The 13,349-nt window shown below is 72.2% G+C and carries 12 protein-coding genes; 8 read left to right on the top strand and 4 right to left on the bottom strand.

All coding sequences use genetic code 11. The features are described from left to right. The first annotated feature begins 36 nt into the window (after positions 1 to 36). A complete protein-coding gene (locus ACFYWY_RS17800) occupies positions 37 to 390 on the top strand; it encodes a hypothetical protein (protein ID WP_389186827.1) in 354 nt (117 codons plus the stop codon). Beyond that, entirely contained in the window at positions 387 to 662 is a 276-nt protein-coding gene (locus ACFYWY_RS17795; protein WP_389186824.1) for a DUF4031 domain-containing protein, read from the top strand. The genes ACFYWY_RS17800 and ACFYWY_RS17795 overlap by 4 nt, the downstream gene beginning before the upstream one ends. Positions 663 to 806: 144 nt before the next feature. On the opposite strand, the gene ACFYWY_RS17790 is transcribed toward ACFYWY_RS17795, so the two are convergent. Then, the gene (locus tag ACFYWY_RS17790) at positions 807 to 1,454 is read right to left on the bottom strand and encodes a hypothetical protein (RefSeq protein ID WP_389186820.1); all 648 of its coding nucleotides are present in this window, start codon (positions 1,452 to 1,454) and stop codon (positions 807 to 809) included. 145 nt (positions 1,455 to 1,599) lie between these two features. Between ACFYWY_RS17790 and ACFYWY_RS17785 the strand changes: the two genes are divergently transcribed. Further along, the gene (locus ACFYWY_RS17785; protein ID WP_389186817.1) at positions 1,600 to 2,286 is read left to right on the top strand and encodes a copper homeostasis protein CutC; all 687 of its coding nucleotides are present in this window, start codon (positions 1,600 to 1,602) and stop codon (positions 2,284 to 2,286) included. 336 nt (positions 2,287 to 2,622) lie between these two features. After that, on the top strand, positions 2,623 to 3,258 hold the full coding sequence (locus ACFYWY_RS17780; RefSeq protein ID WP_389186814.1) for a hypothetical protein: 636 nt from the start codon (positions 2,623 to 2,625) through the stop codon (positions 3,256 to 3,258). 159 nt (positions 3,259 to 3,417) lie between these two features. Here the strand turns inward: ACFYWY_RS17780 and ACFYWY_RS17775 are convergent, their stop codons facing one another. Beyond that, on the bottom strand, positions 3,418 to 5,373 hold the full coding sequence (locus tag ACFYWY_RS17775) for a HelD family protein (RefSeq protein WP_389186811.1): 1,956 nt from the start codon (positions 5,371 to 5,373) through the stop codon (positions 3,418 to 3,420). Between the two features lie 384 nt (positions 5,374 to 5,757). On the opposite strand from ACFYWY_RS17775, the gene ACFYWY_RS17770 reads away from it, so the two are divergent. Beyond that, the gene (locus ACFYWY_RS17770) at positions 5,758 to 5,952 is read left to right on the top strand and encodes a hypothetical protein (protein ID WP_389186808.1); all 195 of its coding nucleotides are present in this window, start codon (positions 5,758 to 5,760) and stop codon (positions 5,950 to 5,952) included. A gap of 36 nt (positions 5,953 to 5,988) precedes the next feature. Next, positions 5,989 to 7,203, top strand: a complete 1,215-nt coding sequence (locus tag ACFYWY_RS17765) for a glycosyltransferase 87 family protein (RefSeq protein WP_389186805.1) — start codon at positions 5,989 to 5,991, stop codon at positions 7,201 to 7,203. 68 nt (positions 7,204 to 7,271) lie between these two features. Here ACFYWY_RS17765 and ACFYWY_RS17760 read toward each other — a convergent pair whose 3' ends face one another. Continuing rightward, the gene (locus ACFYWY_RS17760) at positions 7,272 to 8,915 is read right to left on the bottom strand and encodes a DNA repair helicase XPB (protein ID WP_389186802.1); all 1,644 of its coding nucleotides are present in this window, start codon (positions 8,913 to 8,915) and stop codon (positions 7,272 to 7,274) included. 94 nt (positions 8,916 to 9,009) lie between these two features. On the opposite strand from ACFYWY_RS17760, the gene ACFYWY_RS17755 reads away from it, so the two are divergent. Continuing rightward, positions 9,010 to 9,531 carry a VanZ family protein gene (locus tag ACFYWY_RS17755; RefSeq protein ID WP_389186799.1) on the top strand — a complete coding sequence of 174 codons (522 nt, stop codon included), beginning with the start codon at positions 9,010 to 9,012 and terminating at the stop codon, positions 9,529 to 9,531. Here the strand turns inward: ACFYWY_RS17755 and ACFYWY_RS17750 are convergent. Continuing rightward, complete coding sequence (locus ACFYWY_RS17750; RefSeq protein WP_389186961.1) at positions 9,494 to 12,184, bottom strand: helicase-associated domain-containing protein; 2,691 nt, start codon at positions 12,182 to 12,184, stop codon at positions 9,494 to 9,496. The two genes, ACFYWY_RS17755 and ACFYWY_RS17750, sit on opposite strands and share 38 nt — an antisense overlap. Before the next feature lie 102 nt (positions 12,185 to 12,286). Between ACFYWY_RS17750 and ACFYWY_RS17745 the strand changes: the two genes are divergently transcribed. After that, positions 12,287 to 13,285 carry a hypothetical protein gene (locus tag ACFYWY_RS17745; protein WP_389186796.1) on the top strand — a complete coding sequence of 333 codons (999 nt, stop codon included), beginning with the start codon at positions 12,287 to 12,289 and terminating at the stop codon, positions 13,283 to 13,285. Positions 13,286 to 13,349: the final 64 nt, after the last annotated feature.

The following is a 13,349-nucleotide window of genomic DNA, read 5'->3' as shown; positions in this document are numbered from 1 at the left end:
GGTCCCAGCTGCGCCGCATTGGGTGACAATTGCTCCATGGACGCGAACCCCCTGGAGCAGGCTCTGCACGCGGCGCGCGCCCTGGTCCTCGCCGACCTGGCCGCCCGCGATGTGGCGGACGCCGGGGTCGTGTCGCTGGTGGAGGAGGCGGTGACGCACCGCCGCTGGTGGGTCGAGCAGTGGCCGGAGGGCCTCGAGTACGTCGCGGGGCTGGTCGCCCAGGACGTCCAGGACGCGCTGCTGGAGCGCTACGGCCGCTGGCCGCTGTGCCCGGTCTGCGACGCCGGCGACCCGCACGCCCTGGACGTCGAGCCGGAGCTGGGCCCGGACCCGCACTGGGTCTGTTCGAAGGCAGGCGTCGTGGTGGCCCGGGTGGGCGGCCTTTCGTGACTGTCTACATCGACCCGCCGACCTGGCCGGGCCATGGCCGGATGTGGTCGCACCTCGTCAGCGATGTCTCGTACGAGGAACTGCACGCGTTCGCGGCGTTGATCGGCTGCCCGCCGCGCGCCTTCGAGCGGGACCACTACGACGTGCCGTCGCACCGGTACGGGGACGCGGTGGCGGCGGGCGCGGTGCAGGTGTCGAGCCGCGAGGTGGTCGAGCTGCTGACGAAGGCGGGGCTGCGCAGGCGCAAGGGGCGACCGGAGTACGGCGCGTAGGGCCCGCTGACCGGGCCGCTGACCCGGCCCGCTCATCCGGGCCCGCTGACCGGCCTGCTGACACCGGGCGGCCCGCTGATCCCGGCCCGCTGATCCGCCCGACGGGCGCATCACGCCCAGCAGCATCCACGTCTCCGCGCTCGGTCAGCGGGTGAGCAGCTCCAGTTCCAGCGAAAGGTTCCGGCGGGCGGCGGACTCCCACTCCCGCGCCCCGTACGGCGTGTGGAACAGCCGTGGCAGGTCGAGCAGTTGGCGCAGCACGGCCGCGCGGCCCTCGCGGAACGCATCGTCCGGGACGAAGCCGTACTCCTCCCGTACCGCCGCCGCGTACGCCGCATACCCCTCCGGCCCCGACGCCAGGATCGCGAGGTCCGCGTCGCACAGGACCTGGCCGTTGGCGTCGCCCGGATCGGGCGCGTGGGTGGTCGTCAGACGGACCAGGCGGGCCACTTCCTCGGTACGCGCGGGAGACACGCCCGCCTCGGGTAGGGCGCGTTCGGCCAGGTGGGCCGAGCGTTCCTCGTTCTCCGAGCGGTGGGGGAGGTAGACCGCGTCGTGGAACCAGGCCGCGAGGCGGACCAGTTCAGGGGCGGTGGCGTACTCCTCCAGTACGTCGATGTGGCGCAGGACCGCCGCCAGGTGGTCGACCGTGTGGTACCGGCGCTGCGGCTCCGACCAGCGGGCCAGCAGATTCTCGGCGTACGGCAGCGGGTCCGGCCCGCTCGCGCCTTCGCGAGCGGCGAGCAGCGTCTGGGACCAGCGGGCGCGCAGGTCCACGGAGTCGTCGGTCATGCAGCCGACTTTATGAGCTGCTCCGTGCAGAGGAGGCGGGTGGGCGGGGGTTGCACTGATGCCTTCGCGGTACATGCGCATTAGGCTGGGCTATTGGACTAGACCTGTAAGGCCTGTAGTCGTCTTCCTGAAGGAATGGGGTCACATGAGCAACCGTGCAGTCCTGGAGGTGATCGCTCTCGACGCGGAGGACGCGGTCGCGGCCCAGTCCGGAGGGGCGGACCGACTCGAGCTGGTCACCGACATGGCGGCGGACGGGCTGACGCCGCCGAGGGAGACGTTCGCCCGGATCCGGGCGGCCGTCGACATCCCGCTGCGCGTGATGCTGCGCCAGTCCGACGGGTTCGCGGCGGGGGACGTCGACGCGCTCGTACGGGACGCCCAGGCACTGCGTGCCGAGGGGGCCGAGGAGTTCGTCCTGGGATTCCTGGACGAGGACGGGAACCCGGATCTGGTGACGGTGGAACGGGTCGTGGCGGTGCTCGGGGGATGCCGGTGGACGTTCCACCGGGCGATCGACCGGGCGGCGGACCGCGATGCGCTGCGCAAGGGGCTCGCGGACCTGCCGGGCCTGGACACCTATCTGACCGCCGGTTCCGCACAGGGTGTGGACGACGGCCTGCCCACGCTGCTGGCTGAGGTTGCGCGGCGGGACGAGCCGGGTTACGGCCCGCGGATTCTGGTGGGTGGCGGCCTCCGGCTCGACCACCTGCCCGTGCTCCGGGCCGCGGGCATCGAGGGTTTCCATATCGGCGGGGCGGCCCGCCCGGGCGGCTGGGAGGGCCCGGTGGACCCGGCGGCGGTGGCGCAGTGGCGCGAGGCGCTCGCCTGAGGCAGCTGGTTCTCAGGCGGTCGGTTCGACCGCCTCGGCGGCGGAGGCGGACGCCGAACTGCTCCCCGGAGGCCGCGGCGCCGGATCACGAGTGTGCTCACGCCGATCCCCCATCCGGCCGCAATTTTGGCGCAAGTACATGGGCCGACCAGGTGATAAACCGAGATGAAAGTTCAAGGTTTATGCCTACCTGCCCGATTTGCCAGGGTGTAGCGGATCGACCTCAACATGTCTCCGCCAAGGACTAAGGAGAGTTGCATGATTCCTGGTAACAGGAGCTCGCGCGCGTTTCTTCGTAACAGGCGCGGGTTGGTGACGGGCAGCATGCTTGCGCTGATGACCGCCACGCTGGGAGGGATCTCGTTCCCCGTCCACGCCGCCTCGCACAGTGCCACCGACGTTCCGCAGACCCAGGTCATTTCTATGACGGGCGCGCTCGGGCCTCAGGGCCTGGACGGCGTGGACGGCCTGAACGGCCGGGACGGTCGGGACGGCCATGACGGAAGGGACGGAAAGGACGGCAAGAACGGCAAGACCGGCAAGACCGGTGCGACGGGTGCGACCGGCGCGACGGGTGCGACCGGCGCGACGGGTGCGACGGGTGCGACCGGCGCGACGGGTGCGACCGGCGCGACCGGTGCCGCGACGTGCAACAGCATCCACTCCGCGATCATGGGAGATCTGCAGCTCTTCGCAGTGGTCGACGCCGGGCAAATCTTCTCTGGTATCAGGGACCTCGACCCCGCGCCTCCCGGCGCCACTGACTGGGACAACATCACCACACTCGGTACTCCCCCGGTCACGATCACGGGCGCCTGCGATGCCACGATCGAGACGATGGGGGAAGAGGCATTCATCGAGGTCACGACCACGACTGGGGATGTGTGGCAGACGATCTGTGACGTAGACGTAGCAACCCCAGACATCGACTGCAACGATCCTTGGACCTTGATCGTCCCGCAGCCCGCCTGAGGCGCGAGATGACCCGACGGCCGGGAAACCCTCCGTCGGAAGCCTGAAGTCAAGTGTCGTGCCCGGTACCTGCCAGGTGCCGGGCACGACACTCGTGCGCCGCGTAACAGCACGCAGCGGCCTGCCCGCACAGCCCCGCCGCCCGTGGAACGAGTCGCCCTACCGGCCCAGTTGGGCGGGCAGCGGGGCAGCGTGCAGCAGGATCAGTCCTGATACGGCTCGGGTGAGGGCGACATACAGCCGGCGCAGACCGGTCCGCTCGTCGGGCTCGCCGTCGACGACCGCCGCGGGCTCGTCCAGCACTACGTAGTCGTATTCCAGGCCCTTGGCGAGCGACGCCGGGACCAGGGTGAGGCGGGACTCGGCCGTTGTTTCCTCGCCGGGGGCGAGATACGAGTGGCCCGCCGACGTCAGGGCCTCGGCCAGCGACGGGATGCGGGCGTCCGCCGCGATCAGGCCGATGGAGCCCTCGTTGTCCAGCGACTCGGCGCACGCGGCGAGGACCGCCGCGTTCAGGTCCGTGGCCTCGACCTCGCGGACCGACAGCGAGCCCGGCGACTCGCGGACCGACTTCACCTCCGCCAGGCCCGGTGACATGTGCGGCAACAGCCGCGACGCATACGCGATCACCTCGCGGGGGACTCGGAAGCCTGCTGTGAGCTCCTCGACCGTCGCGTCCGGCTTGCCCAGGTGGGACAGGGCCTCCGGCCAACTCGCCGTCGCCCACGGGGTTGTGCCCTGCGCCAGGTCGCCCAGGACCGTCGCCGAGCCGGTCGTGCAGCGGCGGCCCACCGCGCGGTACTGCATCGGGGACAGGTCCTGCGCCTCGTCGATCACGACATGGCCCAGCGAGTGCGTGCGCTGCACCAGGTCGTTCGCCTCGTCGATCAACACCGCGTCCGCCGAGGACCACTTGGCCGACCGGACACCGCGCGCCGGCTTCGTCCACAGGATCGTCTTCTGCTCGTCCGGGCTCAGGACGCCCTCGGCGTGTGTGGCGAGAAAATCGGGGTCGGACAGCAATCGGAGCACCAGCTTCGGCGGGTCCACCGGTGGCCAGATGGCCTTCACCGCCGTCTTCACCGCGGGGTTGCGCGCCACCGCGTCCTGCACCCGGTCGTCCGGCGCCTCGCCCGCCTGTTCCATCCGGACCAGCACCGAGTGCGCGATACGCTGCGGAAGGGCGTCGCGGGCCGCGCCGTAGCGGATGTCCCGGTCGAGCAACTCCCGTACGATCTCTTCGAGTTCGTACGCCGGAACCCGCCAGCGCCGCGAGCCCCGCACCACCATCAGCGGCTCCGCAGGCATCGTCACATGCGAACGAACCGCCCGCCGGAGCACCTCCGCCATCCTTGCGTCGCCCTTGACGACCGCCGTCGCTGCCTCGTCCGCGCCCCGGACCTCCACATGCGCGACCAGGTCGTCGACCGTGGCCTGCTTCACCTCCAACTCGCCCAGCGCGGGCAGCACTTGCTCGATGTAGTGCAGGAAAGACTTGTTCGGGCCGATGACCAGCGTGCCCGTCCTGGCCAGCCGCTCCCGGTGCGCGTACAGCAGATACGCGACCCGGTGCAGGCCCACCGCCGTCTTTCCGGTGCCCGGGCCGCCCTGCACGCACACCGTCCCGGACAGGCCCGACCGTACGATCTCGTCCTGATCCGGCTGGATGGTGGCGACGATGTCCCGCATCGGGCCCACACGCGGGCGTTCGATCTCCGCCTGGAGCAGCCTGCTCGTCCGGTCCTGCTCCGCGGGGTCGGTCAGATGCTCGTCCTCGTACGCCGTGAGGTCGCCGCCCGTGTAGCCGAAGCGCCGGCGCAGACCGACGTCCAGCGGGTCCTTCCTGGACGCCCGGTAGAAGGGCTGCGAGACGGGTGCGCGCCAGTCGATGACCATCGGGTCGCCGTCCGCGTCATGGACGTGCCGGCGGCCGATGTAGAAGCGCTGCCCTTCCTGGGTGGAGTGCAGATAGTCGAGGCGGCCGAAGAAGAGCGGGGTGTGGGAGAGGTCGGCCAGCGCCTTGATGCGCCCCTCGATCTGCCCCTGCAGGACGGCGGCGTTGACCCAGTTCGCCGTGACGTCGCGGATGTCGAGGGCCTCGGCGTCCTCGCGCATCGCGCGGAGCGCGGCACGCGAGGCGCTGAGATGGGCACGCTCACGCGTGAGCGGATCCGTGAGCGGATCAGGGACGGGTGGGACGGGTGGGACAGGCTCTGGGGCGTGCGCGGGCACGGGTTGCCTCCGGCGGATGCTGCGTGGATCACGACATGGCGGACCGGCCGGTTTCCGTCCGGGCGGCGGCGCTCCTCGGGGAGGAGGCGGGCAAGAGCGGCGATTCTAGTCAGCGGGCCCGTCGCAGGCGAATGATTTTTTTACGACGGTCCCGCCCCCGCGTCCTCCCCGTAGGGGACGTCCTATGCCTGGAGTCGTACGCGCGCCGCCGTCCGGTTCAGTCCGCAGATCGATGTGCTCATCGGGCCCGGAGCCCATCATGGAGACATGAGTACAGCAACCTTCACCCCAGGCGCCCACATCCCCCACCCACACCACGGGGCGACCGCCACCGGCTCCTCCCCGCACTCCCCGCACCGCCTCGGCAACGCACTGCGCGCGGTCAAGGTCTTCGCAAGCGCCGTGTTCAGCGTCGCCGTCCTGGGGGAGTACGCCGAAGAGGCGGGCGTCCGCCGCCGCTGACACCGGATCCACCGACCCCCTAGTAGGGTCGCGGCCGTGAAGTACCGGAACGTGACCCCTCGTTTACTCACCGCAGCAACCGCCCTCGCTCTCGCCCTCTCGTTCACCGCGCTCGCCGCACTCTGCATCGACCAGCGCATCCCGATGGCCGACACCCTCGTGTACCGGGCCGAGGGGGCAGCCGTCGCGAACGGCACCGATCTCTACGGATTCACCGTCACCGAGTGGCAACTGCCCGCCACGTATCCGCCCTTCGCCGCCATCCTGTTCGTGCCGACCACCTGGCTGCCCGTCCCGGCGCTCAAGGTGGTCTTCGTCGTCGGGAACGTGGCGCTGCTCGCCCTGCTGGTGCGGCTCTCCTGCCGGTTCGCAGGACTGCCCGCGCGCCCGCCGCTGGTGATCGCCGCCGTCGCCGCGGGCCTCTGGCTCGAACCGGTCTTCCAGACGCTCCTCTTCGGGCAGATCAACCTCGCCCTCGTCTGCCTGGTCCTGTGGGACCTGTCCCGGGACGAGGAAGCCATCGGCAAGGGCTTCGCGCTCGGCGTCGCGGCCGGCGTCAAGCTCACGCCCGCCGTGTTCATCCTCTATCTGCTGATCACCGGGCGGGTACGGGCCGGGCTCACCGCCATCGCCTCCTTCACCGGCACCGTGCTGCTGGGCGCGCTCGTACTCCCGCACGCCAGTGTCGACTTCTGGACCCGGCGCATCTTCGAGACCGACCGGGTGGGCAAGGCGTGGATCGTCGACAACCAGTCGCTGCAAGGACTGTTCGCCCGCGCGCTGCACACCCCTGAGCCGGGGCCGGTCTGGGCACTGGCCGCCGCCCTGACCGCCGTCGCGGGGCTGTGGATCGCCCGCCGCGCCGCGAGCGGGGCCCGGGGCGTTCTGGTCACCGCGCTGACGGCGCTGCTCGTCTCGCCGATCAGCTGGTCGCACCACTGGGTGTGGTGCGTACCGCTGCTGGCGGTGCTGATCGCTGAGGGCCGGCACCGCACTGCGGCCGCCGTCGCCGCGGTCTTCCTGGCCCGCACGCTGTGGCTGGTTCCGCACCAGGGCGCCCTCGACCTCCAACTCCCCTGGTGGCAGCAGGCGTGGGCGTCGCCGTATCCGCTGCTCGGGCTGGCGCTGCTGGCACTGGCGGTGCGGCACGAGCGGGCGTCGGTGGAGCCGGTCCTGGTGCCGGGCCCGCGCGTTACCGCCGCGAAGGAGTCGAGCAAGCGCGACGTGAGCACGCACCCGGGCGCGGCCTGAGTACGTCCAACCGGGCCCCGGCCGACCCCGCCCTCAGGAACTCGTCACTTCCGGCGTCACTTCCGGCGTCACGTCGGGCTCAGGAACTCGTCCGCGTCCACGATCCGGTACGCGTACCCCTGCTCCGCCAGGAACCGCTGGCGGTGCGCCGCGAAGTCCTGGTCGATCGTGTCGCGCGCCACCACCGAGTAGAAGTGGGCCTGGTGGCCGTCCGCCTTCGGGCGGAGCACCCGGCCGAGACGCTGGGCCTCCTCCTGCCGGGAGCCGAAGGTGCCCGACACCTGGATGGCGACCGTCGCCTCCGGCAGGTCGATCGAGAAGTTCGCGACCTTGGAGACGACCAGAACGGAGATCTCGCCCTGCCGGAACGCCTCGAAGAGCTTCTCGCGCTGGGCGTTGGACGTCTCGCCCTTGATGACCGGCGCGTTCAGATGCTCGCCCAGCTCGTCGAGCTGGTCGATGTACTGGCCGATGACCAGGATCTGCTGGCCCGCGAACCTTTCTACCAGCGCCTCCGTCACCTTCCGCTTGGTCTCGGTCGTCGCGCAGTAGCGGTACTTCTCCTCCGTCTCGGCCGTCGCGTACGCGAGCCGCTCCGCGTCGGTGAGGTTGACCCGCACCTCCACACAGTCCGCGGGCGCGATGTAGCCCTGCGCCTCGATCTCCTTCCAGGGCGCGTCGAAACGCTTCGGCCCGATGAGCGAGAAGACGTCCGACTCGCGGCCGTCCTCCCGTACGAGCGTGGCGGTGAGCCCCAGGCGCCGCCGGGCCTGCAGGTCCGCGGTGAACTTGAAGACCGGCGCGGGAAGCAGATGCACCTCGTCGTAGACGACCAGGCCCCAGTCTCGCGAGTCGAAGAGCTCAAGGTGGGGATAGATCCCCTTCCGCTTCGTCGTCAGCACCTGGTAGGTCGCGATGGTGACGGGGCGGATCTCCTTCCTCGTACCGCTGTACTCGCCGATCTCGTCCTCGGTCAGTGACGTCCGCTTCACCAGTTCGTGCTTCCACTGGCGGGCCGAGACGGTGTTGGTGACCAGGATCAGGGTCGTGGCCTTCGCCTGCGCCATCGCACCGGCCCCGACGAGCGTCTTGCCGGCGCCGCAGGGCAGCACGACCACGCCGGAGCCGCCGTGCCAGAAGCCCTCGACGGCCTGCTTCTGGTACGGGCGCAGGGCCCAGCCGGTCTCGTCGAGCTCGATAGCGTGCGCCTCGCCGTCGACGTACCCGGCGAGGTCCTCGGCGGGCCAGCCGAGCTTCAGCAGCGTCTGCTTGATCTGCCCGCGCTCGGAGGGGTGCACGGCGACCGTGTCCTGGTCGATCCGGGCCCCGACCAGCGGCTGGACCTTCCTGGACCGGAGGATCTCCTCCAGGACGGGACGGTCGGTGCTGGTGAGCACGAGTCCGTGGGTGGGGTGCTTGCTCAGGGTCAGCCGGCCGTAGCGGGCCATCGTCTCGGCGACGTCTACGAGGAGGGCGTGTGGGACGGGGTAACGGGAGTACGCCACGAGCGCGTCGACGACCTGCTCGGCGTCGTGCCCGGCGGCCCGGGCGTTCCACAGACCGAGCGGGGTGACCCGGTAGGTGTGGATGTGCTCCGGGGCACGCTCCAGCTCCGCGAAGGGCGCGATGGCGCGACGGCAGGCGTCCGCCTGCTCGTGGTCGACTTCGAGGAGAAGAGTCTTGTCGCTCTGAACGATGAGGGGTCCGTTCACACCTGAGCCCTTTCGGTGAGGCCAAACCTCCAGTGTGCCGCACTCAGCACGACACGGGGGCCTGTCCGGGGGCGGCGGGGGTACCAGCCCTTCCATGACTACGGGAGCACAGCCCCGAACGTCGTGGGGCAGAACTGCGTTGCGGGTGTGCGCCATGGTGGTGGCGTTTGTGGCTCTGGTCGTCTTCTCGGCCGTACTGGCCAGACTGACCCTCGCCCCTTCGCACGCCTCTGCGGACATCGCCGCGGCCAACCTCCGTCCGGGCTCGTCGCTGCGGCAGTATGCCGAGGACTACACCTTCCTCGCGGCGTGCAAGCAGGTCGGCGGCAATCTGCTGCTCGGTGTGCCCTTCGGGGTGCTGCTGCCCGTCTTCGTACCGCGGTCGATGCGCATGGTGCGGGTGATCGCGCTCACCGTGGTGGTGATGGCGCTGGTGGAGCTGGCGCAGGGTGCGGTGGTGGAGGGGCGGGCCTTCGACGTGGACGACGTGATCCTCAACACCACGGGTGCGCTGCTGGGCTATCTGCTGCTGGGGCGCCGGTTCGCGCATGCGACGGCCGTCAGGCCCGTGAAGGCCGTCAGGCGGGGTCGTCTGCGAGTTCGGCGACGCCGGTGATGCGGTGCAGGGGGTAGGTGCGGACCTCGTCCGCCGTGTGGTCGTACGCCGTGACGAAGCCGCCTTCCACACGCACCGGCGCGATGACCCGCTGGCTGGCCGCGCCGTCCGCGTTGACGTAGCCGATCCAGACGGCGGCGCCGGTCATTGCCGCGGCCTGCACGGTGGCCAGGGTCTCGGCGGACGTGGTGCGGGGTAGCCGGCCGTTCTTCGCGGGTTCGGGAACGGGCTTGCGTACGACCGTGGCGGCGAGGTCGCCCGCGCGGATCGCCTTCACCGCCGCGCCGAGCAGCGTCCCGTCCGGCACCGGCGGGCCCTCGGGGACCGGGACGGGCGCGGTACGGGGCGGGGTGCGGCGGGCGTGGGCGCGGGTGATCAGGACGTCGCCCTCCGCGGACTCGGCGGCGGGCGCGTACCCCATGGTGCGCAGCCCCTCCAGCAGCGTGGCGGGGTCGGCCTGGGCGGCCAGGACGGTGGGGGCGATACGGCGCAGCCGCAGGCCCTGGGACCGCTTGTCGGCGACGATCTCGCCGAGCAGCGCGTCGTCGTCGCAGCGTACGTAGGCGGACGCGGAGCCGATACGCAGATGGCCGTGGCGTCGGGCCACGTCGTCGACGAGATAGCTCAGCGGCTGCGGTACGGGTGTGCGGGAGTGCGTGGCCAGGAAGGTGTGCAGGTCGGAGGCGGACTTCCCGGCGTCGAGCGCGCGGCGTACGGAGGCGGGCGTGAAGCGGTAGACGGTGGCGCCGCCCTTGGACTCGATGTCGGCGAGGACGGCGAGGGTCTCGGCGAGCGGCCGCTGGAGGGGGCCGGGGGCGACGGCGGTGAGGTCGGCCTGGAGCAGGATGTGGTCGAGGGGCTCGGGGAGAAGCGGCGCGAGCGCGGCGGCGGAGGCGGCCCGGGCGTCCGGACCGCCCGGTTCCGGCACGGTCGAGCGGGCTGCGCCCGGCACGGCCGAGCGGGCCGCGCCCAGCCCGGGCGCAGCCGTGAGCCCGGCGGCTGCTTCGGTCACGCTCGGCACCGTGGTGGAGCCCCCGGCGACTTCACCGTGGCCTGCGGTCGCCGCAGCGGAGCCCGCGGAGAGTTCTCCGTTGCCCGCGGTGCCATCGCCGTACCGCGCGTGCCCCAGCAGCGCACGCCCGTGCGTCGACAGTGCCCGGCGGCCGGTCACGCCCAGGACCTCCGCCTCGGTGAGGGTCCAGGCCGCGACGCGGGAGCGCAGGTCTGTCGGGGCGCCCGTCGCCGCGTTGCGTGCCGCGTTCGCGTCGAGGTCCGGTGTGCCGCGCAGGGGGCGTTCCCAGCACAGGCGGGCCAGGACCGATTCCGGGTCGGGGGCCGTGCCCGCAGGGAGCGCGGCGAGCAGGTCGAGGACGCGGCGGCGGACCTCTACGGCGGCTGAGCGGTCCAGCTCGGGGCCGAGGGCCGAGAGCGTCCTGCCCTTCGTGTCCTGGCCGCCGACCAGGCCCGCCGTACGCGTCGCGGTGAGCCAGGCCGCGGCGAGCCGCGCCCACCGCTCGGCCGCCGGAAGCGTCAGCCAGTCGTCGTACGCCGGCGTCGGCGCGTAACGTTCGTCCGCCTCGCCGTCCGCCGCCACCAGGCCCGCCGCGTAAGAGAGTTCGAGCCAGAACGCGGCCATCTGCTCGGTCGTGTCCAGCGCGGCCGCGGTGCGCTTGAGGTCACGTACAGAAAGTCCGCCCGAGCGCAGCACCGCCGGCCCGCCCTCGTGCCAGTCCTTCAGCAGGTCCTCGACCGTCGAGAGCGCGGTGAAGGCCTGGCCCGCCGCCGTACTGTCCACAACCTGTGGACGGCCCTCGGTCATCGACGTCGTCACGGCCGGCCTGACCGCGGGCGGCACCGGCTCCGGCGTGCGGTGGGCGCGGCCGCCGCGCAGATGCAGCGCCGCCTCGCGTGGCAGCACGACCGTCCGCGGCGACGTGGGCAGCAGCAGCCCGCGGTCGCGCAGCCACTGCACGGGCGGCGTGGGGTTCGCCGTGACCTCTCCGTACGGAGGGCCCCAGACCAGCCGGTCGAGCACCGTCAGCGCCTCGGACGGGGCGGTGTCGAGCAGCGCCGCCATCCGCGAGCGGTCGGTGAACAGCGAGGCCAGCGCGGCGACCGCGGAGACCGGATCGTGCGTGGTCGGCAGCCCGGCCGCCGCGAGGATCTCCTGCAGTCGGCCGGGCGACATCCCGGCTGTGGCCTCGGCGACGGTCGGGCCGAGGCCGGTCGGTGAGGGCCGGGTCGGCGACGGGGCCAGGAGCTCGCGCGCGGTACGCACCAGCCGCAGCCGGTCGTCGCCGCCCCACACCAGCGCCTGCCCGCGCAGCACGCCCACCGCCCGCGGCAGGGCCGCCTCGATCTCCGGGTCTTCCTCCTCGCCGGTCAGCAGTGCGAGGAGCGTCGCGTACGGGGCGGGGTCGGGGGCCACCGCCAGCGCCTCTGCGGTCTGCAGCGTGAACCGGTCGAGCCGCTCCAGCGCGCGTACGACGGAGGCACGCGTGCCGGCCCGCGTGGCGAGCTGCGTCAGATCGTTCGGCACGGGGCTCAGCAGGTCGGGGCGGGCGCGCAGCAGTGCGGCCAGATCCTCGTCACCGCGGGCGCGCAGCGCTTCGGCGAGCGTGCGCGGGCTGCTCGGACTGCTTCCTTCGGGCATGGTCCCCATCCGCCCCACGGTAGTCCCTGGAGCGCTACGGTCGGGGACAGGGCGGGCCCGGGGAGACAGGGCGGCCGGGCAGGAACGTCAGGGGAAGCGCCGGTGGGGATCGAGAGCGATCAGCTCGTCTACGACTATCTGAGCCGGGTCGGCGACCTGGCCCAGCAGCAACAGCTGCCGTCCAACAGCCGGATGCGGCTGGTGTCCTCGCTGCGGAACGAGATCGACCGGCAGCGGGGGAAGTTCGGCTCGGACAGTCCGGCGGCGGTACGCCGGATTCTCGGGCGGCTCGGTACGCCGGACGAGGTTGTGGCGGCCGCGTCGCAGGACGGGCCCCCGGCAGGATCACAGGCGCCGCCGCCGCGGACCGCCGTGCCGGAGCAGCGCGTACGCCGCCGGATCCCGCGGCCGCGCAAGTCCGCGGCTCCCGAGCGGCCCGAGGCCCCACGAGCGGCGACCGGCGCGTCGCCCCCGCACCTCGCGGGGATGGACGAGCTCGGCCCCTCCGGCAGCGAGCCCGACTGGTGGCGGATCGAGCCGGGGCCGTTCGGGGCGGGCGAGAGCGTGGCCGGGTTCGTCGGCGGCGTGGAGATCCCAGAAATACTCAAACCCCCGCCGTCCAAGGAGGACTTGGCCGCGGCCGCAGAGGGGGAGGACCCGGACGAGGAGTACCCGGACGAGAGCGAGGACGCGGTGGAGGCGGACGCCGCACCGCGCCGTTGGCGTCCGCGGTTCGGCCGCCGTACCGAAGCGGCCGGACCGAGGCCCGCCCTCGCCAATCCCTTCCTGCTGCTCGCCGCCGCCCTGCTGGTCGGCGGCGCCGTGCTCGGCTCCTGGCTCGCCCTCGGCGGCGGCTGGCTGCTCGCCTACGCCTCGCGCCGGCTGTCCCGGGCCGAGGCGAAGTGGGCGGTCGTCGGCCTGCCCGGGGCGGTCGTGGCCGGCGGGCTCGTCTGGCTGTGGGGCCGGGTCAACGGGCGCTGGGGCGAGCCGATTGCCGAGGACGGGATGCGCGACGCGCTGGCCGGCACTTGGCCGTGGGTGGTGAAGGGGGCGGCCGTCGCCTCCGCGCTCTATCTGGTGTGGCGGGCGCGGAGGCGCTGAAGGCGTCTACTTCGTGAGGTCGGCCAGTAGCTCGTCGAGGATCTTGCCGGCCGCGGTGGGACAA

The organism is Streptomyces sp. NPDC002870, assembly GCF_042888505.1.
Classification (GTDB): domain Bacteria; phylum Actinomycetota; class Actinomycetes; order Streptomycetales; family Streptomycetaceae; genus Streptomyces.
Note: the sequence above shows the minus strand (reverse complement) of the source record. Positions and strands in the feature narration are given on the sequence as shown.